Origin of the sequence: Streptomyces marokkonensis (genome assembly GCF_008312835.1) — a bacterium.
Lineage (GTDB): Bacteria > Actinomycetota > Actinomycetes > Streptomycetales > Streptomycetaceae > Streptomyces > Streptomyces marokkonensis_A.
Map to the genome: position 1 here is coordinate 145,022 of NZ_VSKS01000010.1, position 25,550 is coordinate 170,571.

19 protein-coding genes are annotated in these 25,550 nt (G+C 74.1%); 12 read left to right on the forward strand and 7 right to left on the reverse strand.

Going from position 1 to position 25,550, the window contains the following annotated elements:
- Positions 1-2 precede the first annotated feature (2 nt).
- Complete coding sequence (locus tag F1615_RS19015; RefSeq protein ID WP_149550188.1) at positions 3-980, reverse strand: Acg family FMN-binding oxidoreductase; 978 nt, start codon at positions 978-980, stop codon at positions 3-5.
- Between the two features lie 206 nt (positions 981-1,186).
- Here F1615_RS19015 and F1615_RS19020 point away from each other — a divergent pair, with 206 nt between their 5' ends.
- Complete coding sequence (locus tag F1615_RS19020; protein WP_149550189.1) at positions 1,187-3,874, forward strand: bifunctional GNAT family N-acetyltransferase/acetate--CoA ligase family protein; 2,688 nt, start codon at positions 1,187-1,189, stop codon at positions 3,872-3,874.
- Between the two features lie 86 nt (positions 3,875-3,960).
- On the opposite strand, the gene F1615_RS19025 is transcribed toward F1615_RS19020, so the two are convergent.
- The 5 genes from F1615_RS19025 to ppdK form a co-directional block, all read right to left on the reverse strand.
- Positions 3,961-4,422, reverse strand: coding sequence for a cyclic nucleotide-binding domain-containing protein (locus tag F1615_RS19025; RefSeq protein WP_149550190.1), 462 nt, complete (start codon positions 4,420-4,422; stop codon positions 3,961-3,963).
- Positions 4,423-4,519: 97 nt separating this feature from the next.
- Complete coding sequence (locus tag F1615_RS19030) at positions 4,520-5,086, reverse strand: universal stress protein (RefSeq protein WP_149550191.1); 567 nt, start codon at positions 5,084-5,086, stop codon at positions 4,520-4,522.
- Between the two features lie 214 nt (positions 5,087-5,300).
- Positions 5,301-7,943 carry a bifunctional acetaldehyde-CoA/alcohol dehydrogenase gene (gene adhE, locus F1615_RS19035; RefSeq protein WP_149550192.1) on the reverse strand — a complete coding sequence of 881 codons (2,643 nt, stop codon included), beginning with the start codon at positions 7,941-7,943 and terminating at the stop codon, positions 5,301-5,303.
- Between the two features lie 380 nt (positions 7,944-8,323).
- Positions 8,324-8,722 (reverse strand): hypothetical protein, encoded by a 399-nt coding sequence (locus tag F1615_RS19040; RefSeq protein WP_149550193.1) that lies wholly within the window; start codon positions 8,720-8,722, stop codon positions 8,324-8,326.
- A 101-nt stretch (positions 8,723-8,823) separates the two neighbouring features.
- Positions 8,824-11,520 carry a pyruvate, phosphate dikinase gene (ppdK, locus tag F1615_RS19045; protein WP_149550194.1) on the reverse strand — a complete coding sequence of 899 codons (2,697 nt, stop codon included), beginning with the start codon at positions 11,518-11,520 and terminating at the stop codon, positions 8,824-8,826.
- Positions 11,521-11,769: 249 nt separating this feature from the next.
- Between ppdK and F1615_RS19050 the strand changes: the two genes are divergently transcribed.
- The 3 genes from F1615_RS19050 to pflA all read left to right on the forward strand — a co-directional run bounded on the left by F1615_RS19050 (position 11,770) and on the right by pflA (position 15,876).
- Positions 11,770-12,702 (forward strand): universal stress protein, encoded by a 933-nt coding sequence (locus tag F1615_RS19050; protein WP_149550195.1) that lies wholly within the window; start codon positions 11,770-11,772, stop codon positions 12,700-12,702.
- 172 nt (positions 12,703-12,874) lie between these two features.
- A complete protein-coding gene (gene pflB / locus F1615_RS19055) occupies positions 12,875-15,133 on the forward strand; it encodes a formate C-acetyltransferase (RefSeq protein WP_149550196.1) in 2,259 nt (752 codons plus the stop codon).
- The gene (gene pflA / locus F1615_RS19060; RefSeq protein ID WP_208818355.1) at positions 15,130-15,876 is read left to right on the forward strand and encodes a pyruvate formate-lyase-activating protein; all 747 of its coding nucleotides are present in this window, start codon (positions 15,130-15,132) and stop codon (positions 15,874-15,876) included. The genes pflB and pflA overlap by 4 nt, the downstream gene beginning before the upstream one ends.
- Positions 15,877-15,929: 53 nt before the next feature.
- Here pflA and F1615_RS19065 read toward each other — a convergent pair whose 3' ends face one another.
- On the reverse strand, positions 15,930-16,112 hold the full coding sequence (locus tag F1615_RS19065) for a twin-arginine translocase TatA/TatE family subunit (RefSeq protein WP_149550197.1): 183 nt from the start codon (positions 16,110-16,112) through the stop codon (positions 15,930-15,932).
- A gap of 148 nt (positions 16,113-16,260) precedes the next feature.
- Between F1615_RS19065 and F1615_RS19070 the strand changes: the two genes are divergently transcribed.
- From F1615_RS19070 to F1615_RS19105, 8 genes are all read left to right on the forward strand, one after another.
- On the forward strand, positions 16,261-16,650 hold the full coding sequence (locus tag F1615_RS19070; RefSeq protein ID WP_149550198.1) for a BlaI/MecI/CopY family transcriptional regulator: 390 nt from the start codon (positions 16,261-16,263) through the stop codon (positions 16,648-16,650).
- Between the two features lie 6 nt (positions 16,651-16,656).
- Positions 16,657-17,589 carry a M56 family metallopeptidase gene (locus tag F1615_RS19075; RefSeq protein ID WP_149550199.1) on the forward strand — a complete coding sequence of 311 codons (933 nt, stop codon included), beginning with the start codon at positions 16,657-16,659 and terminating at the stop codon, positions 17,587-17,589.
- A gap of 158 nt (positions 17,590-17,747) precedes the next feature.
- Complete coding sequence (locus F1615_RS19080; protein ID WP_149550200.1) at positions 17,748-18,635, forward strand: universal stress protein; 888 nt, start codon at positions 17,748-17,750, stop codon at positions 18,633-18,635.
- Between the two features lie 148 nt (positions 18,636-18,783).
- On the forward strand, positions 18,784-22,341 hold the full coding sequence (putP, locus tag F1615_RS19085) for a sodium/proline symporter PutP (RefSeq protein WP_149550201.1): 3,558 nt from the start codon (positions 18,784-18,786) through the stop codon (positions 22,339-22,341).
- A 157-nt stretch (positions 22,342-22,498) separates the two neighbouring features.
- Positions 22,499-22,996 carry a flavodoxin domain-containing protein gene (locus tag F1615_RS19090; protein ID WP_149550202.1) on the forward strand — a complete coding sequence of 166 codons (498 nt, stop codon included), beginning with the start codon at positions 22,499-22,501 and terminating at the stop codon, positions 22,994-22,996.
- A 110-nt stretch (positions 22,997-23,106) separates the two neighbouring features.
- Positions 23,107-23,559 (forward strand): pyridoxamine 5'-phosphate oxidase family protein, encoded by a 453-nt coding sequence (locus tag F1615_RS19095; protein ID WP_149550203.1) that lies wholly within the window; start codon positions 23,107-23,109, stop codon positions 23,557-23,559.
- Positions 23,560-23,706: 147 nt separating this feature from the next.
- Positions 23,707-24,333: a DoxX family membrane protein gene (locus F1615_RS19100; RefSeq protein WP_149550204.1), complete on the forward strand. Its 627-nt coding sequence runs from the start codon at positions 23,707-23,709 to the stop codon at positions 24,331-24,333.
- 170 nt (positions 24,334-24,503) lie between these two features.
- Positions 24,504-25,499: an Acg family FMN-binding oxidoreductase gene (locus tag F1615_RS19105; protein WP_149550205.1), complete on the forward strand. Its 996-nt coding sequence runs from the start codon at positions 24,504-24,506 to the stop codon at positions 25,497-25,499.
- The last annotated feature ends 51 nt before the right edge of the window (positions 25,500-25,550 follow it).

The window sequence follows — 25,550 nt, forward strand, 5'->3', positions numbered from 1 at the left end:
CGTCACGCGCGCGTCAGGACGTCGTGGGCGGTGCGCCGTGGCGAGGCCGGGCCCTGAGGGCCGTATCCGAGCCGGAGCACCATCTGCGGGTGGCCCCTCAGGCCTCCGGCCGGCGACCGGAGGTGCCGGCGCAGATCCGGCCACTCCAGGGCCTGGTGCAGGAGCGAGGCACGTACGCCGTGCGCGGTGGCCGTCAGCAGGACGCGCTCCAGCGCCTGACCGGCGCGCAGCCAGTCCGCGCGCCGGTCGTGCGGCGTGCACAGCACGGCGATGAGCGGACGCGCCTCGTACGGGCGGGCCTCCAGCACCGCGGGATGCCGGTGTGCGCCGAAATCGCGGGTCGGCACGTGGTCGCGGAAGTCCTGGACGCCCAGCGCCGCCGCCGGCACGCCGAGGTGTGAGTGTTCCGCGGCCCGCACCCAGCGGCGGCTTTCCGCTGCCCGGTCGGCGTCCGCCGTGTTGCGGTGCTCCGCCTCCCGGGTGGCCTGGAGCACCCGCGCGGTCTCCGGCGGCTCCGGGAACCACAGGAGGGCGCCCTCGGCGTGTGCGGCGTCGCCGAACTCGGCGAGCAGGCTCGGCGGCAGGGGCTGCCGGGAGAACGGGAACCGGCTGCTGTGCCGGTGCCACAGGACCTCGTACAGGTCGGGGAGCGAGGTTCCCCCGGCCGCGCGGGCGAGCCGCACGGTGGCCAGGAGATCCGGCCGGCCGGGGAGCGGAAGCAGCCGTGTGACGGGCTCCCAGCCGTGGTGGGCCACCGCCACCCGCAGATTGAGGACGGCACACCCGACGGAGACGTGGAGCGCGCGCCCGGCCGGGTCGATGTGCCGAAGACCCCGCTCCGGGGCGGCCCGGACCTCCAGCGTGCCGGTGTCCGGGACGAACCGGAAGTGCCAGGGCTGGGTGTTGTGGACCGAGGGCGCGGCGGAGGCCGCGGCGATCATTCGTTCCAGGACGGGGACGTCGACGGCCGTGGTGCTCATGGGAACTCCTTCCCGCCCGTCCGCACGGCTCGTGAGGGGGCGTGTCCTGTTCCAGCGTGGGCCCGGGGGAGGGACGGCGCCAGGGGCCGTACGGCCCTCGGCGGGGCCCGGGGCCGATCGGCCCCGAAGGGTCCCGGGCAGCCCATGGCGCGGGGCGGCGAACCGCTGGACGCTCGAAGGGGCGCGAGACGTGGAGGAGACCCGTCATGGACGATGTGATCAGCCGACCCCCCGTTCACGCTCTGCTGACGGACGGCACGACGGTGTGCATCCGCCCGGTGCGGCCCGGCGACCACGACCGGCTCGAGGGGCTGTACGAGGAGATGTCGCCGGAGAACCTGCGCATGAGGTTCTTCGCCGTGAGCCGCCGTTCCGCCCGGATGGCCGCCGACCGGGCCTGCGCTCCCGCACGCCCCGGGTACCGGGCGCTGCTGGCCGAGGCGCAGGGGCGCGTGATCGGCCTCGCGGAGTACGACACCGGGGGCGGGAAGGACCCGGCGGAGATCTCCGTCGCCGTCGCCGACGGGCGGCACCACCGGGGCGTGGGCACGCTGCTCGTCGAGCACCTGGTCTCGGCGGCCCGAGCGGACGGCGTCACCACCTTCACGGCCGACGCGCTGAGCGAGAACCGCGAGGTGCTGCGGCTCTTCACCGACCTCGGACTGCACGTGACCCGGCGCCTCGAGGGGACCGAGGTGCGCTGCACGATCGCCCTCGACCAGGACGAGGCCTACCTCAGCGCCGTGGAGGCGCGGGGCCGGGCCGCCGATGTGGCCAGCCTCGTACCGCTGTTGCGGCCGGAGGCGGTGGCCGTCGCCGGCGCCGGACGCAGGCCCGGATCGGTCGGCCGCGCCGTGCTGCACCACATCCGCGCCGGCGGATACGCCGGCCGCCTGTCCGCGGTGAACCCCCACGCCACCGCGATCCTCGGCGTGCCCTCCCACCCTTCGATCGGCTCCCTGCCCCGGACCCCCGACCTCGTGGTGATCGCCGCTCCCGCCCCCGCGGTCCCGGCCCTCGCCGAGGAGTCCGGCAAGGCCGGCGTACGGGCACTCGTGGTCGTCTCCGCGGGACTCGACCACACCCAGGCGCAGGCCCTGCTGACCGCCTGCCGCACGTACGGCATGCGCCTGGTCGGCCCGAACTGCCTCGGGATCTCCAACACCGAGCCCGGTCTGCGTCTCGACGCCACCTTCGCCGCCGGCCATCCCGCACCCGGCAGCGCGGGTGTCGCCGTGCAGTCCGGCGGCGTCGGCATCGCCCTGCTCGACGGGCTGTCCCGGCTGGGGATCGGCGTGTCGACGTTCGCCTCCCTCGGGGACAAGTACGACGTCAGCGGCAACGACATGCTGCAGTGGTGGGAGAGCGACGGCCGCACCGACCTCGCCCTGCTGCACCTGGAGTCCTTCGGCAACCCGCGGGCGTTCTCCCGCACCGCGCGGCGGGTGACCCGCCGTATGCCGGTGCTCACCGTCGACGCCGGGCGCACCGACGCGGGCCGGCGGGCCGCCGCCTCGCACACCGCGGCCGCCGCCGGCCGCACCATGACCCGGCAGGCCCTGTTCATCCAGGCCGGCATCACCGCGACCCGTTCCGTCGGTGAACTCCTCGCCACCGCCGCGCTGTTCCACGCGCAGCCGCTCCCCGCGGGCAGCCGCGTCGCGATCGTCACCAACGCGGGCGGCGCCGGCGTGCCGGCCGCCGACGCCTGCGCCGAGGCGGGGCTCGCCGTGCCGGAGTTCACCCCCACCCTGGTCGACGGCCTGCTCGCCGTGCTGCCCCCCGGCGCGTCCGCCGGCAACCCCGTGGACACCACGGCCGCCGTGTCGGAGGACGCGCTGAGCGCGTGTGTCGACCGGCTCATCGAGTACCCGGGGACCGACGCCGTGCTGGTCGTGCTGGTGCCCACCGCGGTCGCCGAGGCCACCGGCGACGATCCGGTCCGGGCCCTCACCCGGGAAGCGGGACGGCGGGCACGTCCGCTCGTTCTGGTCCGGCCGGCGCAGGACGTGGCGGCCGGTCTGCTGCCCGCGGCCGGCGGCGGCACCATTCCCTCCTACGCCGATCCCCAGGCGGCGGCACAGGCCCTCGCCCACGCCGCCCGCCGGGCGGCCTGGCTGCGCCGGCCCGCCGGAACGGTCCCGGCCACCGACGCCGACACGGAGCGCGCCCGCGGGATCGTCGCGGCCTTCCTGGCCGGCCGTCCGGACGGCGGCTGGCTCGACCCGCGCACCTGCGGCGAACTGCTGGCCTGCTACGCGGTGCCGCAGCTGCCCTGGGCATGGGCCGGCACCGAGGACGAGGCCGTCCGCGCCGCCGAGCGGCTGCGCGGTGCCGACGGACGGGTCGTCATGAAAGCCCACTGGCCGGGCCTGGTGCACAAGAGCGAACAGCGTGCCGTCCACCTCGACCTGCGGGGCGAGGAGCAGGTGCGCGCCGCCCACCAGGACCTGGCGTCACGCTTCCCGGGGCTGATGACCGGGGTGGTCGTGCAGCCCCTCGCCGAACGGGGCATTGAGTTGTTCGCCGGAGTCGTCCAGGACGGCGTCTTCGGCCCGCTCGTCCTGTTCGGCCTCGGCGGCACGGCCACGGAGGTGCTCGCCGACCACGCCGCCCGCCTCGCCCCGCTCACCGACCACGACGTCCACGACCTGATCACCGCCCCACGCTGCGCACCTCTGCTCTTCGGCGCGGGGGGCGGCGCGCCCGTCGACGTGGAGGAACTGGAGCAGGTGCTGCTGCGGCTGTCCCGGATGGCGGAGGAACTGCCACAGCTCGCCGAGGCCGACCTCGACCCGGTGCTCGCCACACCCGGCCGGGTCACGGTGCTCGACGCGCGGATCCGCCTGGTGCCGCGCGGGCCCCAGGATCCGTACCTGCGCCGGCTCCGGTGACGTGACGCGGCCCGGACCGGTCGTTGACCGGTCCGGGCCGCGTACGGAATCCCGTGGGATGTGCGACGCCTTCGTCCGGCGCGCGCCTACCGTGCCCCGGTCATCCCACTGCCGTACGGGGCGTAGAGGTCGAGCAGCCGGACGCGGGCGGAGTGCAGCCGGTGGGCGACCACACGACCGACCCACACGGCGATCGCGCGGCCGAACTCGGGGTCCTCCTCGCACAGCGCCCGCACCGCGTCCGCGTCGAACTCCCAGGCCCGCACCGGGCTCGTGGCTTCGGCGCCCAGCTGCCACACCCGGGGCGGGAAGTGCCAGGACCAGCCGACCAGCTCCCCGTGGCCCAGCGACTCGATCACGGCCGCCCGGCGACCGGGGACCTGAAGGTCGAGGGCGACGGTGCCGGTACGGATGATCCAGAACCGGTCGGCGCGCCGGCCCTCGTTGAACAGGCGCGTCCCCATGTCGAAGGAGACCTCACGGGCGTGCCGCATCAGCCGCTCGCGGTACTCGGCCGGGAGCGCCGTGGTCAGGGTGGTGGTGGTCATCGCCCTGTCTCCTCTCGTCTCGTCCTTGCTGCGTACTGTCGGAGCCGCCGTTTCCGCCGGCGTGCGGTGCCTGCCCGGACGGCGCGGCTCCCTGATGTCAGCGTGCGCCCGGCCGGAGCGGGACGCCACGGGCCGCTCGGACCCCCTCGGAGGGCCCTTCGGCCCCACCGGCGGACGCCGGGCGCGGAGGCACGCGCGGCAGCACCGCCTCCGGGTCGGGCGCGGGCACCGCGACCACCGGGACCGGCGCGTGGCGCAGGCACTCCCGGCCGACCGGACCGACGTCCGGCACGTCGCCCTGGCCGTGCACCGTGCGGCCCACGGCCAGCATGAGCGCGCCACGCGCCCGGTTCAGGAGCACCCGCACGGCCTGCCCCTCGACCAGCTCGGCCCGTACCGAGCCGTCGGTCCGGGGGCCGAAGGCCCGGCGCAGCGTCTCCGTGAGCAGCCGCGCGGCAGCGTCCCGCTCCTGGGCGGGCGTGGGCCGGACGGAGACCGGGGCGTACGGGGCGATGTGCGGTGCCGTCGCTTCCCACGCGTGCACCGCGACGACCTCGGCGCGCAGCGCGGCGGCCTGTTCCGCTGCCCAGCGCAGGGCCGCCGCCGAGGCCTCGGACCCGTCGACGCCGACCACGATGCTCCGGTTGGTGACGAGGTGGTTCATGGCATCCTCCCGCAAGGGTTCGTGCCCCCATCGTGACCCCGGCCCGGTGCCCGTGGCGTGGGCCGGCAGACCCCGGGCGGGTGTCCGATGGTCCCCGGCGGGCGGAAGGCCTTGGCGAGCGGGCCGGGCGGGGCGTGCCGCGGCGGCACGCCGAAGCCGGCCGGGGCGGGGTCCGGACGACCCCGGCCGGCCGGCTCCCGCCCGCGGGCCGCGTTCAGCCGTAGTAGGCCGCACGCATGAGCTCCTGCATGTCGTCGAGCATGGGCATCCTGGGGTTGGCGGGCGCGCACTGGTCCTCGTAGGCGTTGAGGGCCTGCTGCGGCAGCGCGTCGAGGAAGGCCCGCTCGTCGACGCCGAGCGCCCGGAACGTCGGCTCGATGCCCACGGCGGCGCGCAGCCGTTCGACGGCGGCGGCCAGCGACTCCACGCCCTCCTCGGGTGTCGCGGCGGCAAGCCCGAGGGCGCGGGCGATGTCCTGGAAGCGCTCGGGGGCCCGGTAGTTCTCGTACTTGGGCCAGCCCGTGAGCTTCGTGGGGACGGTGCCGTTGTAGCGGATGACGTGCGGCAGCAGGACCGCGTTGGTGCGGCCGTGCGCGACGTGGAAGGTCGCGCCCAGGGTGTGGGACATGGCGTGGACGATGCCGAGGAAGGCGTTGCCGAAGGCCATGCCCGCGATGGTGCCGGCGTTGTGCATCTTCTCCCGCGCCTTCGGCGACCCGTCGCGGTCGTTCACCGCCGTCTCGATGTTGTCGAAGATCAGGCGGATGGCGTGCAGGGCCAGTCCGTCGGTGAAGTCGTTGGCGTAGACGGACACGTACGCCTCGATGGCGTGGGTGAGGGCGTCGAAGCCGCTGTCGGCGGCCAGGGCCGGCGGCAGCTCGGTGGTCAGCAGGGGGTCGATGATCGCCACGCTGGGGGTGAGCGCGTAGTCGGCCAGGGGGTACTTCTTGCCGGTGGCGGGGTCGGAGATGACCGCGAACGGGGTCACCTCGGCGCCGGTGCCCGAGGTCGTCGGGATGCAGACCAGCCGGGCGAGTGCGCCCAGGGTGGGGAAGCGGAAGGCGCGCTTGCGGATGTCGAAGAACTTCTGCCGCATGTCCGCGAAGTCGATGTCGGGCTGCTCGTACAGCAGCCACATCACCTTCGCCGCGTCCATGGGGGAGCCGCCGCCCAGCGCGATGATCGTGTCCGGACGGAAGTCCCGCATCAGGTCCGCGCCCCGCTGCACCGAGTCGATGCTCGGCTCCGGCTCGACGTTGTCGATGACCTGCACGGTCACCGGCTCCCGGCGCCGCTGCAGGACGCGCGTGACACGGTCGACGAAGCCGAGGCGGGTCATCGTCGCGTCGGTGACCACGGTGACGCGGTGCACGTCCGGCATGGACGTCAGGTAGCGGATGGCCTGCGGCTCGAAGTAGATCTTCGGCGGCACCTTGAACCACTGCAGGTTGTTGCGGCGGGTGGACACCCGCTTGACGTTGAGCAGCTGGGCGGCGGAGACGTTGTTGGACACCGAGGTGCTGCCCCACGAGCCGCAGCCCAGCGTCAGCGACGGCAGCAGGTTGTTGTAGATGCCGCCGATGGCCCCCTGCGAGGACGGGGCGTTGACGATGATCCGCACGGTCTTCATGCGCTTGCCGTACGCCTCCGCGAGCTCACGGTCCTCGGTGTGGATGACGGCGCTGTGTCCCTGGCCGTGGAAGGCGACCATGTCGGCGGCCAGGTCGAAACCGCGCCGGGTGTTCTCGGCGCGCAGCACGGCCAGGACCGGGCAGAGCTTCTCGCGCGTCAGCGGCTCGTCGGGACCGACCCGTTCGGCCTCCACCAGGATGACGGACGTGTCCGCGGGCACGGAGAACCCGGCCTGCTCGGCGATCCACGCCGGACTCTGCCCGACGGCGGCCGCGTTGACCTTGGGCTCGCAGCCGCCGCCCGGGGCGGCCGAGGACGGGAACAGGAACGTCTCCAGCTTCGCCTTCTCCTCGCCGGTCGCCAGGTGGGCGTGCAGGACGCGGAACTCGGCCAGTGCCGCGTCGTAGATCTCGTCGTCCAGGATGACGGCCTGCTCGGAGGCGCAGATCATGCCGTTGTCGAACGACTTGGACAGCACCAGGTCGTTGACGGCCCGGCGCAGCTCCGCGCTCCTGTGCACGTAGGCGGGGACGTTCCCGGCGCCCACGCCGAGGGCGGGCTTGCCGGCCGAATAGGCGGCCTTCACCATGGCGTTGCCGCCGGTGGCCAGGATCAGCGAGACACCCGGGTGGCGCATCAGGGCACCGGTCGCCTCGACCGACGGGGTGTCGATCCACTGGACGCAGTGTTCGGGAGCACCGGCGGCGACGGCGGCGTCCCGCACGATCCGGGCCGCCTCGGCGCTGCAGCGCTGTGCCGAGGGGTGGAAGGCGAACACGACCGGGTTGCGGGTCTTCAGCGCCATGAGCGCCTTGAAGACGGTGGTGGAGGTCGGGTTGGTCACCGGTGTGATCGCGCAGACCACGCCGACGGGTTCCGCGATCTCGACGATGTCCTCGATGTCGTCACGGGCGATGACACCGACGGTCTTCATGTGGCCCATGCTGTGCGTGACGTGCTCGCAGGCGAAGATGTTCTTCGCCGCCTTGTCCTCGAAGAGGCCACGCCCGGTCTCCTCCACCGCCAGACGGGCCAGCAGGGTGTGCTGTTCCAGCGCGGCGACGGAGGCCTTCTTCACGATGTGGTCGACCTGCTCCTGGGTGAGGGCCTCGTAGTCGTCGAGCGCCTTGAGTGCGGCCGTCACCAGACGGTCCACGGCGACGTCGCTGTCGGACGGCGCGCCGGTGGGCGCCGGGGCCGTGGTTCCTTCGTCGTGTCGGCTCATGCGGAGTACGCCTCCAGGGTGAGGGCCGTCATGACGTACGGCCGCGGGTGGGGAGGCGGCGCCGTGGGTGACGGGCACCGCTCTCAACTCCACTGTCCCCTGCGTTCGTTGTGCCGCGCAGGCGCCGAAGGTCCCCTTCCCGGGCCGTCCGTCCCTGACCGGGAGGGCCGGGCGGCCGCCCGGCCCGGCCCCCCAAGGCCGCGGACGGCCGGGACGGGCCGGCGCCGCACGGGCGCCGGAACGGAACACCCGGGCGCCGGCGCCGACCGCGTCCCGGCCCGCGGTACCCGGGCGCCGGCCCCGGCACGGCGAACGGCCCGGGGCGGCTGCCCCGGGCCGTTCGCCCGTCCCGCGGCACGAGGTGCCGCGGCCGTTCACCCTCATCCGGCGCCCTGGCGCTGCTGACGCCGCGGGCCGCCGCGCCACGGCGGTGGCGCGGCCGTCCTGCGGGCCTCGACCCGCCGGTGCGCCGAGCGTTCCGTACGGCTGCGCAGCCGGTCCTGCAGACGGTCGGCGAGTTCCCGCGCGCTCGCCTCGCGGGCGTGCACGACGACGAGGTCGTCGCCCACCTGGATCTCGGCCCCGGCGAACCAGGGGAGCGCGACGTGGGCCGCCGCGGCCCTGGTGACGCGGACCTCCCCGCTGACGGGCGGGAGCCCGGGACGGCCCAGGACGGCGCCGATCTTCTCCCGCAGGTAGGCGAGCGCCCCCTCGTCCACGTTCCCGTCGGCCCGCACCCGGACGGCGACACCACCGGTGCCGGTGCCCTCGTTCGTCATCTGCCCCACTCCTTCCGCTGATCTCTGCAGCCCCAGACTGCCCCGCGTGCCGCCCGGGCCCCAGGGCCGCCCGGCCCGGGGTACCGGGCCGGGGGTCCCGGTCACCTGCTGTCGCTCCCCTCCACGTCCTCCAGCGCCGCCCGTCCGGCCTCCAGCCGGGCCACCGGGACCCGGAACGGCGAGCAGGAGACGTAGTCCAGGCCGGCGGAGTGGAAGAAGTGCACCGACTCCGGGTCGCCGCCGTGTTCGCCGCAGACACCGATCTTCAGGTCCGGCCGGGCGGCCCGGCCCTCGGCGACGGCGATCGTGACGAGCCGGCCCACGCCGTCCCGGTCGATCGTCTCGAACGGGGAGACCGGGAAGACGCCCTTGTCGAGATAGGCGGAGAAGAACTCGGCCTCGACGTCGTCGCGGGAGAAGCCCCAGGTGGTCTGCGTCAGGTCGTTGGTGCCGAAGGAGAAGAACTCCGCCTCCTCGGCGATCCGGCCCGCCGTCAGTGCCGCCCTGGGCAGCTCGATCATGGTGCCGACGGGGCAGTCGACCGGGAGGCCGGACTCCTCGGAGACCTCGGCGAGGACCCGCCGCACCTCGTCGCGGACGATGCGCAGTTCGCGGACGTCCCCGACGAGCGGGACCATGATCTCCGCCCGGGGGGCGCCACCGGCCCGCAGGCGTTCCGCGACGGCCTCGCCGATGGCCCGCACCTGCATGGCGACCAGGCCGGGCACCACCAGGCCGAGGCGCACGCCCCGCAGTCCGAGCATCGGGTTCTCCTCGTGCATCCGGTTCACCGCGGTCAGCAGTTCGGCGTCGTGCGCGGCCGGCAGGTCCCCGCGCGCCTCGGCCGCGGCGATCCGCACCGCGAGGTCGGTCCGGTCGGGAAGGAACTCGTGCAGCGGCGGGTCCAGCAGGCGGATGGTGACCGGAAGGCCGTCCATCGCCTCGAGGATGGCGGCGAAGTCCCGCCTCTGGAGCGGCAGCAGCGCCGCCAGAGCACGCTCGCGCTCCACGTCGGAGTCCGCCAGGATCATCTCCTCGACCAGCTTGCGGCGCTCACCGAGGAACATGTGCTCGGTGCGGCACAGGCCGATGCCCTGCGCGCCGAACCGGCGGGCCCGCGCGGCGTCCTCGGGGGTGTCCGCGTTGGCCCGCACCTCCAGTCGCCGGACCGTGTCGGCCCGGGCCAGGGCACGCGCCACCGAGTCGACCACCCCGGCCGCTCCCTCGTCGGTGCCGCCCGTCTCCAGGAACCGCATGACCGCCGAGTCGGCGAGGGGCACGGACCCCGGGTACACGGCGCCGGCGGAGCCGTCCACCGAGATGACCGTGCCCTCTTCGACGACCGTGCCGTCAGGTGCGGTGAAGCGCCGTGCCTCGGTGTCCACCGTGAGCTCCTCGGCGCCGCACACGCAGACCTTGCCCATGCCGCGGGCCACCACGGCGGCGTGGCTCGTCTTGCCGCCGCGGCTGGTGAGCACCGCCTGCGCGGCGATCATGCCGGGCAGGTCGTCGGGGTTGGTCTCCTGGCGGACCAGGACCACCTTCTCGCCGGCCGCGGCCCGCCGTACCGCCTCCGCCGAGTGGAAGACGGCCGCGCCGACCGCGGCACCCGGGGACGCCGGGAGTCCGTGGGCGAGCGGATCCCCGTGCTCGGAGGTGTCGAAGCGCGGGAACATCAGCCGCGCCAGACCGTCGCCGCTCACCCGGGCCAGGCCCTCGTCCGGGGTGATGAGTCCCTCGTCGGCCAGCGCGGCGGCAAGCGCGAAGGCCGCCTCGGCGGTGCGCTTGCCGACCCGGGTCTGCAGCATCCACAGCGTGCCGCGCTCGATCGTGAACTCGATGTCGCACAGGTCCCGGTAGTGCCGCTCCAGGGTCTCCATGTGCGCCCGTAGGCGGGCGTACGACTCGGGGTCCAGCCGCTCCAGCTCGCCCAGGGGCACGGTGTTGCGGATACCGGCGACGACGTCCTCGCCCTGGGCGTTGGGCAGGTAGTCGCCGTACAGTCCGGGGCGGCCGGTGGCCGGGTCACGGGTGAAGGCCACACCGCTGCCGGAGTCGGGCCCGAGGTTGCCGAAGACCATGCGCTGCACGCTGACGGCGGTGCCCAGGTCGTCGGGGATGTGCTCGCGCCGGCGGTACAGGCGCGCCCGTTCCCCGTTCCAGGACTCGAAGACGGCCAGGATCGCACGGCGCAGCTGCTCGGCGGGGGACTGCGGGAAGTCCTGCCCGGTCTCCCGGCGGATCACCGTCTTGTACGTCTCCACCAGCCCGGCGAGGTCTCCGGCGTCCAGGTGCACGTCGTCGCGGGCACCCCGCCGGTCCTTGAGCTCCGCCATGGCCCTCTCGAACAGGCGCGCGTCGACGCCCATGACCGTGCTGCCGAACATCTGGACGAGGCGGCGGTAGGAGTCCCAGGCGAAGCGCTCACTGCCGGACACCTTGGCCAGGCCCAGGACGGAGTCGTCGTTCAGCCCGATGTCGAGGATCGTCTCCATCATGCCGGGCATGGAGAAGCGAGCACCCGAACGGACGGACAGCAGCAGCGGATCGTCCCGCTGCCCGAGCCGCCGGCCGGCCGCCTTCTCCACGGCCTTCAGATGGTCGGAGACCTCCCGCGACATGCCCGCCGGCTCACCACCGGTGGTGAAAAAGGCCCGGCAGGCGTCGGTGGTGATGACGAAACCGGGCGGGACCGGCAGCCCCAGCCGGGTCATCTCGGCCAGGTTCGAGCCCTTGCCACCGAGCAGGCCGGCCATCTCGCGGCCGCCCTCGGTGAAGTCGTACACGTATCGGACCATGACACCGTGCTCCTCTTCTGGGGGCTGATGCATCCAGCGTCCGGCCGGCGGGCCCGCGGCGCGAGGTGCCGGCAGACCCGGGCAAGGGGCCGATGGGCCCGCGGCCCCCCGCCGGGGGCGTTCCGGGGAAGTGGGGCCGAAGGGATCCGTACAGGGTCTGTGCGGCCCCTGGGAGCCGGCCCGGGTGGGGGAGAGGCTCGAGGGCGTCGGGGACACCGGAAGCGTTCCGGGGTCCGGGAGGGACGCGCCATGCCACACACCGTAGTAGTCGGAGTCGACGGATCCGCGGCGAGTCCGGCGGCCGTGCACTGGGCTGCCCGGGAGGCCGCGCGCCACGGCGGCGGACTCGCCGTCGTGCACGCCGGGCGCCACCCCGCCCGGCCCCGGCCGGACGTGCCCCCGGGCGGCACCGGGCAGGACCGGGCCGGGCGGACCGTCCGGGAGGCCGTCCACGGCGTCCACGCGGATCACCCCGGACTGCCGGTCGCCGGCCGGGTCGTGTCCGGCTCCCCGGTCGCCGCCCTCGTCGCCGCCGCCGCGGACGCCGAGCTGCTGGTCCTCGGATCGCACGGCGTGAGCGGGGTGACCGGATTCGTCACGGGATCCGTGTCCCAGCGGATGGTCGCCCGGTCACCGCGGCCCGTGGTGGTGGTGAGGCCCGGGTGGACCGCGGCCGACGAGCATCTCCCGGCCGCGGACGGCGTGGCCCCGGAGGAGATCCCCGCGACGCCCCACCGGGCCGTCGTGCTGGGGCTGGACGTCCGGCACCCCTGCGACGAACTGATCGGGTTCGCCTTCGACGCCGCCCGGCGCCGGGGCACCCGCCTGACCGTCGTCCACGCGTTCAAGGTGCCGCCGCAGCCCGCCTCCGACGCGTCGCTGGTCACGGCGCCCGCCGCACCGCCGCCGCCGGTGGCCGGGGCGGAGGCCCTCGCGGCCGCGGAGCGGGCGGTGAGCGCCGCCCTGGGCCCCTGGTGCGAGAAGTACCCGACGGTCCGGGTGACCCGGAGCGTGACCGAGGGCCGGGCCGCCACCGCCCTGGTCCGCGCCGCACACGACGCCGGGCTGCTCGTGGTGGGACGCCGTACGGGCGGTGGCCGGCTCGGTGCCCGCACCGGACCCGTGACCCATGCCGTCCTCCACCACGTCGCCTGCCCCGTCGCCGTGGTGCCGCACGTCTAGCCCACCCGGCCGCGCGGCCGGGCCGGCGGCCCCGTCCGCACCGGTGCCGCGCCGAAGGTCCCGGACCACGGGGGCCGGACGGAACCGGTGCGGTGCCCTGACCGGCACTCCCCGCGATCACGCCGGACGGCGAGCATCGACAGTGACAGCCCCGCCACGGAGAGGACCCGTGATGACCACGACCATGACAGCCGGCCCCCGGACCGCCGACGCCTGGCGGCAGTTCGCCGGGACGCGGTGGCGTGAGCACATCGACGTGCGCGACTTCATCCAGGCCAACTACACGCCCTACGAGGGCGACGCGGCCTTCCTGGCCGGGCCGACGGACCGGACCCGCGCGGTGTGGGAGAAGGTCAGCGCGCTCTTCCCCGAGGAGCGGCGCCGGGGCATCCTCGACGTCGACACCGCCACCCCCTCCACGATCACCTCGCACGCCCCCGGTTACATCGACCGGGAGCGCGAACTGATCGTGGGCCTGCAGACGGACGCCCCGCTGAAGCGCGCGATCATGCCCAACGGCGGGCTGCGCATGGTGGAGAACGGGCTGCGGGCGTACGGCTACGAGCCCGACCCCTTCGTCACCCGGGTGTTCGGCACCTACCGCAAGACCCACAACGCCGGTGTCTTCGACGCGTACACCCCCGTGATGCGCGCCGCCCGCAAGGCCGGCATCATCACCGGGCTGCCCGACGCCTACGGCCGCGGCCGGATCATCGGCGACTACCGGCGCGTCGCGCTGTACGGCACGGACCGGCTGATCGAGGCCAAGCGCGCCGAGCGCGCCCTGCTGGACGCGCGGCCCTCAGGCCCGGACGTCATCCGCGACCGCGAGGAGCTGGCCGAGCAGATCCGCGCGCTGGGCGAACTGACCGAGATGGCGGCCTCGTACGGCTGTGACGTCTCACGTCCCGCGACGACCGCGCACGAGGCGGTGCAGTGGCTCTACCTCGGCTTCCTGGCGGCGGTGAAGGAGCAGAACGGCGCCGCGATGTCCCTCGGCCGCACCTCCACCTTCCTCGACGTCTACCTCCAGCGGGACCTGGAGGAGGGCACGGTCGACGAGACCCGGGCCCAGGAACTCGTCGACGACTTCGTGATCAAGCTGCGGATCGTGCGGTTCCTGCGCACCCCCGAGTACGACACCCTGTTCTCCGGCGACCCCACCTGGGTGACGGAGTCCATCGGCGGCATCGGGGAGGACGGCCGCCCGCTGGTCACCCGCACGTCCTTCCGCTTCCTGCAGACCCTCTACAACCTCGGCCCGGCCCCCGAGCCCAACCTGACCGTCCTGTGGTCGCCGCGGCTGCCCGCGGGCTTCAAGCGGTTCTGCGCGCAGGTCTCCATCGACACCAGCGCGATCCAGTACGAGTCCGACGAGCTGATGCGTCCGCGCACCGGTGACGACACCGCGATCGCCTGCTGCGTCTCCGCGATGGCGGTGGGCAAGCAGATGCAGTTCTTCGGCGCGCGGGTGAACCTGGCCAAGGCACTGCTGTACGCGGTCAACGGCGGCCGGGACGAGATGACCGGCGAGCAGGTCGCACCCCCGATGCCCGCGCTGACGGGGGAGTACCTCGACCACGAGGAGCTGGAGGCGGCGTACGACCGCGTGCTGGACTGGCTGGCGGAGACCTACGTCGAGGCACTGAACGTCATCCACTACATGCACGACAAGTACGCCTACGAGCGCCTGGAGATGGCGCTGCACGACCACCCGGTGCACCGGTTCATGGCGTGCGGCATCGCCGGACTGTCGGTCGCCGTGGACAGCCTGTCGGCCGTCAGGCACGCGCGGGTGAAGGTCTTCCGGGACGGCACCGGACTCGCCGTCGACTTCCGCACCGAGGGGGAGTTCCCGGCCTACGGCAACAACGACGACCGCGCCGACTCGATCGCCGTCGACCTGGTGGAGTCGTTCATGGCGAAGGTGCGCAAGCACCCCACCTACCGCGACGCCGAGCACACGCAGTCCGTGCTGACCATCACCTCGAACGTGGTCTACGGCAAGCACACGGGCAACACGCCCGACGGCCGGCGGGCGGGAGAACCCTTCGCACCGGGCGCCAACCCGATGAACGGACGCGACCGGCACGGGGTGGCCGCCTCGGCCCTCTCGGTGGCCAAGCTGCCGTACGAGCAGGCCCGGGACGGCATCTCCCTGACCACGACCATCACGCCCGAGGGTCTCGGACACGTCCCCGAGGAGCGCGCCGGCAACCTGGTCGGCATCCTCGACGCCTACATGGCCTCGGGCGGCTTCCACATGAACGTGAACGTCCTGAACCGCGCGGTCCTGCGGGACGCCATGGAACACCCGGAGAAGTACCCGGAACTGACGATCCGGGTGTCCGGGTACGCCGTCAACTTCGTCCGGCTGACCCGTGAACAGCAGCTCGACGTGATCAGCCGTACCTTCCACGGCTCGCTGTGAGCACCACGGCCGAGCCGGTGACGGGCCGGATCCACTCCTGGGACCTCTCCACGGGAGTGGACGGTCCCGGGACCCGGTTCGTCCTCTTCCTCAGCGGCTGCCCCCTGCGCTGCCTGTACTGCGCCAACCCGGACACCTGGCACATGCGGGACGGCAAACCGGCCACCGTCGACGAGGTGATGGCCGAGATCGAGAAGTACCGGGCCTTCATCACCACCGCCGGCGGGGGCGTCACCCTCACCGGCGGCGAGGCCCTCCTCCAGCCGGCGTTCACGGCGGCGGTCCTCCGCCGCTGCAAGGAGCTCGGTCTGCACACGGCCCTCGACACCTCCGGCTTCCTCGGCGCCCGCGCGAGCGACGCCCTGCTCGCCGACACCGACCTGGTGCTGCTGGACATCAAGTCCTTCGACGCGCGCACCTACCGCCGTCTGACCGGCGCCGCCCTCGCCCCGACGACGGCCTTCGCCGCCCGTCTGGACCGGCTGGGCGTCCCGGTGTGGATCCGTTACGTCCTCGTGCCCGGCTGGACCGACGACCCGGCCGCGATCGACGGGCTCGGCGGGTTCCTGGCCGGACTGGGCAACGTCGACCGGGTGGACGTCCTGCCCTTCCACAAACTCGGCGCCCACAAGTACGACGCGCTGGGCATCCCCTTCCCGCTGCGCGACACCCCCGTACCGGATCCGGACCTGACCGAGCGGGTGCGGCGGCAGTTCCGGGAGCACGGCCTGCGGGCACAGTGAGGCTCACCCCCGAGCCGGTCACGGCCTCCCGCTCGTCCCGGCCCCGTACCGGATCAGGGGCGGAGCCCGTCGCGCCGCTCCTCGGTCCCCGGGGCGGGGGACTTCAGGGCGCGGGTCTCGGCCTTGAGGATGCGGGCCGACTTGCCCGCGGAGCGGACGAGATCCGGGAGCCTCTTGGCGGCGAGTACGGCGATGACGACGATCAGGATGACGGCCAGCTCGCTCAGTCCGAACATGGGTGTCCTGCTCCTTCTCCGAGGCCCGGTCGCGAATCTACATCACTGTAGAGTAGGTGCGGGCCCCCGTGGGCCGCGCGGAGGCACCGGACGGGCGTCCATACGATGTCAGCCCGGCGAACCGGCGGTGGCGGAAGGGAGACAGGGCGTGGCGGAGGAGCGGCAGCGTTCCCGGCGGCGGGGGCAGGGCGAGCTGGAGGCGCTGGTCCTGGCCGCGCTGCGGGAGGCGGACGGCCCGGCGACGGCCGGCTGGGTGCAGCAGCGCCTCGGCGGCGACCTCGCCTATACGACCGTCATCACCATCCTGACCAGGCTGCTGGCCAAGGGCGCGGTCACCCGGGAGCGCTCGGGCCGGTCCTTCGCCTGGACGTCCTCGTCGGACCAGGCGGGCCTGGCCGCCCACAAGATGCGCAAGGTACTGGACGCCGAGAGCGACCGGGAGGCGGTGCTGGCCAGCTTCGTCACCGGTCTCGGGCCGGACGACGAACGCCTCCTGCGGGAGCTGCTGGGCCAGTCGGGGAACGACGGGGAAGACTGAGCGGCCATGGGGGTGTTCGTCTTCCTGCCGCTGGTGCTGCCCCTGACGGCATGGCCGGTCGCGCGCCTCGCCGAGCACCACCTGCACCCGCGGACCGCGACCCGGCTGCTGACCGGGGTGGCCGCGGTGATGGCGGTGTGCAGCACGGTGTGCCTGGCGCTGGCGATGGTGGTCGGCACCGCCCAGCTGCCCGGAAACCCCCTGCCCGACGGCTGGTCGGACCCCGAGGTGCGCGCTGCGGTCCCGTACGACGAGGTCGTCGGGAAGGCCGCGATCCCCGCCCTGTGCGCGGTGCTGGTGGCGTGCGGCCGGACGCTGTGGCGGCACGGCCGGGTGCGCCGTCGCGCCCACCGGGCGCTGGCCGGGCTGCGGGAGACGGAGGTGGCGGTCCTGTCCGACGGCGTGCCGTACGCGTACGCGCTGCCGGGCGGGCGGCGGGACCGTGTGGTGGTGACCACGGGGCTGCTGGAGCGGCTCGGACCGGCCGAGCGCCGGGCGCTGTTCGCGCACGAAAGGGCCCATCTCGCCGCCCGCCACCACCGCTTCCTGCTCGCGGTCCAGCTGGCCGCGCGGGCCAACCCGTTTCTGCGGCCGCTGCGCACGGCGGTGGCGTACACGGCGGAACGGTGGGCCGACGAGGACGCGGCGCAGGCCGTCGGCAGCCGCCGCACCGTGGCGCACGCGATCGGCAAGGCGGCCCTGGTGTCGCGGGGCACTCCGGTCGCCACGCTGGCGGGGCTCGCCGCGCCCGGCCCGGTTCCGCGCCGGGTGGCGGCGCTGCTCGGTCCCGCCCCGGCCGTACGGCGCTGGCCTTCGCTGTTCACCCTGGTGGGGCTGGCGGCGTGGGGCGCCGCCGCGGGGGCCGCCGTGTCCGCGATGTCATCCGCCAACTCCGCCGTGACGATGGCCCTCATCCTGTACGCCGCCACCCCCCTGTGACCGGGACGGGGGACCTCGCAGGAGTGCGGCGGGCCGTTCCCCGCCCCGCCATGGGGCCTGATGGCCCGCGGCGATGAACCCTCCGGCCCCTGTGCGGGCACCCTCCTGGGAGCGAGGCTGACAGCGGGGGAGTAGCTCTTGTGCTGGAGGTGCACGTCATGCTTTCGCCTGTTGTCGCCGGCGTCGATGGTTCCGCCGCGAGTCTGGTGGCCGCCGCATGGGCGGCGCACGAGGCCGTCCGCCGCGGACGGGCGCTGCGGCTGCTGCACGCGCGCGACGGGCAGTCGCGCCGAGGCGAGCCACCGATCGCGGACGCCGCCCGGCGGACCCTGGCGCAGCGGGTCCTGCGGCAGGCCGAGGAACGCGTCCTCGCCGCGTGCCCCGGGGTGCGGCTGTACGACGACCAGGTCGAGGGGCCGGCCACCGACGCCCTGGTGAAGGCCGCGGAGGACGCCGACCCGCTGGTGCTGGGCTCGCGCGGAGCGGGCCGCATCACCGGCCTTCTCGCCGGCTCGGTCGCGCTCGGAGTGGTGGCGAGGGCCACGCACCCCGTCGTCCTGGTACGGGCGGACGCCGAAGGGCCGTACGACGAGCCGGCCGGCCTCCCCCGTGACGGCCGGCGGGACGTGGTCCTCGGTCTCGACGTCACCGAGCCGTGCGACGAGGTGATCGCGTTCGCCTTCGAGTCGGCCCGCCTGCGCCGGGCGCGGCTGAGGGTGCTGCACGCCTGGCGCGCGCCCGGTCCGTTCCCCCCGGGCCCCGGTGAGGGGGGCCTGCCGGGCGATCCCCGGAGAGCCGGGGAGTGGCTCGGTTTCCTCTCCTCGGTGCTCCGGGTGTGGCGCGACAAGTACCCCGACGTCGTCGTGCTGGAGATGGCCGTGGAGGGCAAGCCGTCGGGCGCCCTGCTGAGGGCCGCGTCCGCGGCGGACCTGCTGGTCGTCGGCCACCGGCTCACCGACCGGCCGAGGGTCCCGCGCACCGGCCCGGTGACCCACGCCGTGCTGCAGCAGGCCGGCTGCCCCGTGGCCGTCGTACCGCACTTCTGAACCGGTTGCGCGGGGCACCTTGAGCCGAGGCGCGCGCACCCGCATGGTTGCGGGTGTTCGAAATCTGTAGATTTGACGCCGAGGTACCGAACCGCCGGCCGGACTGATGGGCGTGCCCCTGATCGCGGACTCCACGGGCGAGGACCATATGTTCAACTTGAGTGCGCCGATCGTCACCATGTTCGCGCTGTACGTGGCCGCCATGGTCGGCACGGGTGTCTGGGCCTGCACCCGCACGCGCACCTACTCCGACTTCGCCCTGGGCGGGCGCCGGTTCGGGCCGCTCGTCGCCGCCCTGTCCGCGGGGGCCAGCGACATGTCCGGCTGGCTGTTCCTGGCGCTCCCCGGGGCCGTCTACGCGGCGGGCCTCGGCTCCGCCTGGATCGCGCTCGGCCTGGCGGCCGGCACCTACCTCAACTGGCTCTTCGTCGCGCCGAGGCTGCGCACCTACACCGAGCGGGCCGGGAACGCGGTCAGCCTGTCGGCCTATCTGGAGGAGCGGTTCGAGGACCGCACCCGGATGCTCAGGCTGGTCTCGGCCGCGGTCACGCTGGTGTTCTTCACCCTCTACGTCAGCAGCGGTCTGGTGGCGGGCGGACTGCTGTTCAACACCGTCTTCGACCTCCGCTTCGGGCTGGGAGTGACCGTCACCGCCCTGGTCATCGTGATCTACTCGAGCCTGGGCGGTTTCCTGGCGGTGAGCCTGACCCACGTCATGCAGGCCACGCTCATGTTCCTCGCCCTGATCGTGCTGCCCGCGACCGCCGTCGTCTCCGTCGGAGGCTTCGGCGCCCTGGGCAACGCCCTGGACAGCAGAGAGCCCGCCCTGCGCGATCCCGGGGCGCTGGTCGACTACGGAGGCGGTCTGTGGTCGGCGGACGGGACGCTCGGTACCGTGGCGATCGTCTCGCTGCTCGCGTGGGGCCTCGGCTACTTCGGGCAGCCCCACATCCTGGCCCGCTTCATGAGCATCCGCAGCGCCCGGGACGTTCCCGCCGCCCGCCGCATCGGAACCGCGTGGGTCGTGGTCGTGCTCGCCGGCGCCACCCTTGTCGGCCTGGCGGGGATCGGGGAGCTCGTCCCCTCGCTGTCCGCCCCCGACACGGTGTACATCGCCCTGTCCCGGACACTGCTCAACCCGTGGGTCGCCGGGGTGATGCTGATCGCCGTGCTCGCCGCCGTCATCTCCACCGCGGACAGTCAGCTCCTCGTGTCGTCCGTGGCCCTCACGGAGGACTTCTACCGGGCGTTCCTCAACCGGCGCGCCACCGACAGGGCTCTGGTGCGGGTGGGACGCGCCACCGTCGTCCTGGTGATCCTGGTGGCCTTCGTCATCGCGCTCAGAGGCGACGCGCTGCTGAGCCTCGTCGCCCACGCCTGGGCGGGCTTCGGAGCCGCCTTCGGCCCGGTCGTGCTGCTGTCGCTGTACTGGCCCGCCATGACCTGGGCGGGGGCCACGGCCGGCATCGTGACCGGCGCCGGCACGGTGCTGCTGTGGGACTGGATCAACCCCCTGCTCGGGCCGCTTGAATCGGGTGTCTACGAGATGGTGCCCGGCGTGCTGGCCGCCACGGCCGCCGCCCTCCTGTTCGGCCGGTACGTCGGCCGGCCGCCGAAGCGGGCCTTCTGGCGGATGCCCGGCGGAGGCGCGAGCCAGATGATGCTCACCTCGTTCCTCACCCACGCGCCGGTCGGCCTCGCCGTCCTCGACACCGACCTGCGGTACGTCTGGGTCAACGACCCGCTGGACCGCCTGGTCCCCCTGGGGGACCGCCTGGGCCGGCTGGTGCACGAGGTGCTGCCGCCCGCGGAGGCCGGACTCTTCCAGGAGAAGATGGGCACCGTCCTGGACACCGGGCGGCCGGTCATGGACTGCGAGTTCCTCACCACCGACGACCCCGAGCGCGCTCGTGCCATGTCCGTGTCCTTCTTCGGGATGAAGGACCGCCGCGACCGCATCGTGGGCATCCTGTACATGCTCATCGACGTCACCGAACGCCGGCGGGCCCAGGAACGCCTGGCGCTGCTGAACGACGCCGGCGCCAGGATCGGCAGCACTCTGGACGTGCGGCGCACCGCGCAGGAGCTGGCCGACGTGACCGTGCCGCCCCTCGCCGACTTCGTGGCGGTCGACCTGCTGGACTCCGTCATGCGGGGCGAGGAGCCGGACCCCGGACCGGTCGGCATGGGACCCGTCATCCGCCGCGCGGGGCAGGCGTCGGTGCGCGAGGGCTGCCCGGAGGGCAGCCTGGACGTCGGGGAAGCCGTCCGGCGTGCCCCGTCCTCGCCCGTGACGCACTGTCTGCGGGAGAGCAGGACCCTGGTGGAACGCACCCTGGACCGCACCGCCAGCCCGTGGGTGACCGAGGACCCGTCCCTGGGCGCGTCGCTCCTCAAGTACGACTTCCGCTCCCTCATGGTCGTGCCGGTACGGGCGCGCGGCGTCACCCTGGGCGTGGCGACCTTCGCCCGGTCGAGGCGCTCCGCCCCCTTCGAGGACGACGACGTGCGTCTCGCCGAGGAGATCGTCTCCCGTGCGGCGGTGTCCGTCGACAACGCCCGCCGCTTCACCCGCGAGCGGACCGCCTCCCGCGCCATGCAGCAGTTCCTGCTGCCGCAGGTGCTCACGGGGGGATCGGCGCTCGAGGTGGCGTCCTGGTACCAGCCGGCCGGCGTCCCCAGCGGGGTCGGCGGCGACTGGTTCGACGTCGTCCCGCTGTCCGGGGCCCGGGTCGCCCTCGTCGTCGGCGACGTCGTCGGACACGGCATGAACGCCGCGGCGACCATGGGACGCCTGCGCGCGGCGGTGCGCACACTCGCCAACCTGGACCTCCCCCCGGACGAACTGCTCGCCCACCTCGACGACCTGGTCATCGGCCTCATGGGGGCACACGACGACAACGAGGCGGAGGCCGTCGCCGGCGCCGGCTTCATGGGGGCGACCTGCCTGTACGCCGTGTACGACCCGGTCAGCAGACGGTGCACGCTGGCCCGCGCGGGGCATCTCCCGCCCGTCCTGGTGACCCCCGGCGGCACCGCCGAGGTCCTGGACCTGCCGGCGGGGCCGCCGCTCGGGCTCGGGTACCTGCCGTTCGAGGCCGCCGAACTGGAGCTTGCCGAGGGCAGCCTCCTGGCCTTCTACACCGACGGCCTCGTCGAGACGGCCGACCGGGACATCGACGAGGGGATCTCCCGGCTGGGCCACGCCCTGGCGAAGCCCGGAGAGACGCTGGAGGACGTCGGCCGGGGCGCGGTCGACACGCTGCTGACCGGCCCGCCGCCCGACGACGCCGCCCTGCTCCTCGCCCGGACCAAGGTCCTGTCACCGCACCGCGTCGCCTCCTGGGACCTGTCCGGCGACCCGGCGGCCGTCGGCGACGCCCGCGCCGCCGCCGTGCGGCAACTGGAGGAATGGGGTCTGGACGGCCTGGCGTTCACCACGGAACTCATCGTCAGCGAACTGGTCACCAACGCCATCCGGTACGCGTCCGGCCCGATCGGCCTGCGCCTGATCCGGGACCGCGGCCTCATCTGCGAGGTCAGCGACGGCAGCGGCACCTCACCGCGCCCGCGCCACGCGCGCACCACGGACGAGGGCGGACGCGGACTGATGATCGTGGCGCAGCTCGCCCACCGGTGGGGCACCCGGCACACTGCGGCCGGCAAGGTCATCTGGACCGAGCAGCCCTTCGTGGCCGAACCCTGAGCCCCCCGTCGCCGGACCCTGAGCCCCCGGCCCCCGAGACCACCCGAGCCCGGCCCGGAGGGTCCTCCGGCCCCGGAACGGGGACCTGCGGCCTCTGCCCCGTGGCGCGGCCCGTGGCCACTCTGGTACTGGAGAACCCGGCTCGGGAGGTGGCGCCATGACCGGCACCGTGTTGGTCACCTACGGAACCACGAACGGATCGACGGCGCAGATCGCCACAGCCGTCGCCGACGTCCTGCGCGAGCACGGCCTGACGGCCGAGACCCGCCCGGCCCGGTCCGTCGAGAGCGTGAGGTCGTACGACGCGGTGGTGGCCGGCGCGGGGCTGTACGCCGGCCGCTGGCACAAGGACGCCCGCCGGTTCCTCCGCCGGCACCGCCGCGACCTCGCCCAGCGGCCGCTGTGGCTGTTCAGCAGCGGCCCGCTGGACCCCTCGGCCTCGGAACGGGACGTCCCGCCCGTGCCCGGCGTGCAGAAGGCCATGGCCCGGCTGGACGCCAGGGGCCACGTCACCTTCGGGGGCCGCCTGGAGGAGGGCGCCGGGGGATGGGTCGCCCGGATGCTCCTGCGCAACGGAAAGGGCGGTGACTTCCGCGACTTCACCGCCGTCGGGACGTGGGCCGCGCGTGTCGCCGACGAACTGACGCGGGTGTGACACCGGGCCGGTCTCCGGAAGGAACGGGACCGTCGGCCCTCGTCTCCGGGCCTCGCCCGGCTCACGGTAGGACGCAGCACCGCCGTACCGGGCGGAGAACGGACGGACAGATGTATCCCAATGACGGTTTCCGCGAACTCGGGCGCACGGAATGCCTGCGGCTGATGGCCGGGGTGCCCGTCGGCCGCATCGTCTACACGCGCTGGGCCATGCCGGCCGTGCTGCCGGTCAACTTCGCCCTTGACGGCGACGGCGCCGTGCTGCTGCGCACCGCCGCGGACTCGGCGCTGGTCCGCGCGATCGACGGCGCGGTGGTCGCCTTCGAGACCGACGACGTCGACGCAGCCAGGCGGGCCGGCTGGAGCGTGGTCGTCACCGGCCGGGCCGCCGTGGTGACCGACCCCGCCGAACGCGAGCGCCTCTCCCGCACCGGCCCGGTCTCCTGGGCGCCCGCGAGGCAGGAGGTCTTCGTCCGCATCGAGCCGGAACTGGTCACCGGGCGCGAACTCGTCGGCGGACGGACCCTGTACGGCGTGGACCTGGCCGCGGCGCTCGAGGGATGACATCCGCCGACGGGTCCCGGACCGGGGGACGTTCGGCCCGCGGCGCGGGCCTCGCGGCCCCTCCGCCGGGGACCGGCGACGCGGGACATTGAAGGTGCGACGAGAACCATCCGGATCCGGCGTCACCCCCTGGAAGGGATGAGCACCATGGCAGTGCACCACCACGCCCGACCGCACCCGGGATTCCGCGCTCCGTCCCTGCACCGCCGGGCCCGGACGGCCCCCGCCTCCGCCGGGCCGGCGACCCTGGCGGCGACCGCGACCGGCGCGTACGTGTTCGCCGGACTGCGCCTGCTGACCGGGTTCGTGTTCCTGTGGGCGTTCCTGGACAAGACGTTCGGCTTCGGCTACGCCACCCCCTCCGGCAAGGCGTGGGCCGACGGCGGCTCGCCGACCGAGGGCTTCCTCAGCAACGTCGCCGTCGGACCCGTGGAGTCCACGTTCCACGCCTGGGCCGGCGCCGCCTGGGCCGACTGGCTGTTCATGCTCGGTCTGCTCGGCACCGGCCTCGCGCTCGTCGCGGGCATCGGCCTGCGGCTCGCCGCGGTCGCCGGCACCGCCATGATGGCGCTGATGTGGATCGCGGAGTGGCCGCCCGCCCAGCACCTGTCGGACGGTTCGCCGAGCATGTCGACGAACCCGTTCGCCGACTACCACCTCGTCTACGCCGCCGTCCTGATCGCCCTCGCGGCGGCGGGCGCCGGTGCCACCTGGGGACTCGGCCGCGCCTGGGCACGACTCCCCTTCGTCAGCCGCAACCGCTGGCTCCTGTGACGACCGCGGCGCGCCCGCAGGTCCGGCATCCCCGCCCCGGGCGCGGATGCCGGACATCCGCGGACGGTGCGCGCGCACGGCGCGGGAGACCCTGGTAGCAGGGAACGGAACAGGGAACCCGCCCACACAGCCGGGAGCCGGGCTCACCGGCCGGGTGCGAGGAGGACGGCATGGCTTCGCGACCACTCGACAACAAGACGGTGACCACACTCGTGTCCGACGCGACCACGGCACCGTCCATGCACAACGCCCAACCGTGGCGCTTCCGCTACCTGAGCGCGGAGCACCTCCTGCTGCTGCGTGCGGACCCCGAACGGGCGATGCCCCACTCCGATCCCGACAACCGGTCGCTGCACCTCGGCTGCGGGGCGGCCCTGTTCAACCTGCGGGTCGCCGCGGCGCACGCCGACCTCGTCACGGAGACGACCCTCCTGCCCGAGCCCGGCGATCCCCTGCTGCTCGCCGCCGTCCGGCTGTCCGCACCGCTCCCGCACCGCCCCGCGGACACGGAACTGAGCCGGTTGCACCCCGCCGTCCGGCAGCGGCACACCAGCCGTCACCCCTTCGCCGAGAAGGACATCCCCGGCGACGTGCGGGCCGCCCTGGAGGCGGCCGCGGCCCGCGAGGGCGCCGTGCTGCTCTTTCCCGGCTCCTGGCACGCCGAGACCGTGCTCGACCTGGTCCGTGACGCGGAGAACCGGGACGTCATGGACCGCGAGGCCAACGAGGACGTGCTCCGCTGGACCCGGCTGGGCGAGGAGGCGCACACCGCCGTCGACGGCATCCCGGAGTACGCGTTCGGGCCCCGCAAGCAGGGCGGCAGGGCCCCCGTCCGGGACTTCGCCGGCCGCAGGAGGGTCGCCGACCGCGGCACCACCGTGTTCGAGAACCTTCCGCACCTGGCCCTGCTGAGCACCCGCGGCGAAGGCCCCGCCGACTGGCTGCGCGCCGGGCAGGCACTGGAACGGGTCCTGCTGGAGGCCACCCTGGCCGACCTGGCGACCTCCCTCACCTCGCACGCCCTGGAAGCGCCGGAACTGCGCCTGCTGGCCCGCGATCCGGCCACGGGCACCGGGCAGGTGCACATGGTGCTGCGCCTCGGCTACGGCCCGCGGGGACCGGCCACCCCCCGCCGCCCCGTGAAGGACGTACTGGAGATCACCTGACCGACCGCCGACGTGACTTTGCGGCTCCTTTACAGTTGGCGTAGAAACAGG

Coding starts and splice junctions, on each gene's coding strand:
- F1615_RS19015 (WP_149550188.1), bottom strand. CDS start 980: ATGAGCACCACGGCCGTCGACGTCCCCGTCCTGGAACGAATGATCGCC.
- F1615_RS19020 (WP_149550189.1), top strand. CDS start 1,187: ATGGACGATGTGATCAGCCGACCCCCCGTTCACGCTCTGCTGACGGAC.
- F1615_RS19025 (WP_149550190.1), bottom strand. CDS start 4,422: ATGACCACCACCACCCTGACCACGGCGCTCCCGGCCGAGTACCGCGAG.
- F1615_RS19030 (WP_149550191.1), bottom strand. CDS start 5,086: ATGAACCACCTCGTCACCAACCGGAGCATCGTGGTCGGCGTCGACGGG.
- adhE (WP_149550192.1), bottom strand. CDS start 7,943: ATGAGCCGACACGACGAAGGAACCACGGCCCCGGCGCCCACCGGCGCG.
- F1615_RS19040 (WP_149550193.1), bottom strand. CDS start 8,722: ATGACGAACGAGGGCACCGGCACCGGTGGTGTCGCCGTCCGGGTGCGG.
- ppdK (WP_149550194.1), bottom strand. CDS start 11,520: ATGGTCCGATACGTGTACGACTTCACCGAGGGCGGCCGCGAGATGGCC.
- F1615_RS19050 (WP_149550195.1), top strand. CDS start 11,770: ATGCCACACACCGTAGTAGTCGGAGTCGACGGATCCGCGGCGAGTCCG.
- pflB (WP_149550196.1), top strand. CDS start 12,875: ATGACCACGACCATGACAGCCGGCCCCCGGACCGCCGACGCCTGGCGG.
- F1615_RS19065 (WP_149550197.1), bottom strand. CDS start 16,112: ATGTTCGGACTGAGCGAGCTGGCCGTCATCCTGATCGTCGTCATCGCC.
- F1615_RS19075 (WP_149550199.1), top strand. CDS start 16,657: ATGGGGGTGTTCGTCTTCCTGCCGCTGGTGCTGCCCCTGACGGCATGG.
- F1615_RS19080 (WP_149550200.1), top strand. CDS start 17,748: ATGCTTTCGCCTGTTGTCGCCGGCGTCGATGGTTCCGCCGCGAGTCTG.
- putP (WP_149550201.1), top strand. CDS start 18,784: ATGTTCAACTTGAGTGCGCCGATCGTCACCATGTTCGCGCTGTACGTG.
- F1615_RS19090 (WP_149550202.1), top strand. CDS start 22,499: ATGACCGGCACCGTGTTGGTCACCTACGGAACCACGAACGGATCGACG.
- F1615_RS19095 (WP_149550203.1), top strand. CDS start 23,107: ATGTATCCCAATGACGGTTTCCGCGAACTCGGGCGCACGGAATGCCTG.
- F1615_RS19100 (WP_149550204.1), top strand. CDS start 23,707: ATGGCAGTGCACCACCACGCCCGACCGCACCCGGGATTCCGCGCTCCG.
- F1615_RS19105 (WP_149550205.1), top strand. CDS start 24,504: ATGGCTTCGCGACCACTCGACAACAAGACGGTGACCACACTCGTGTCC.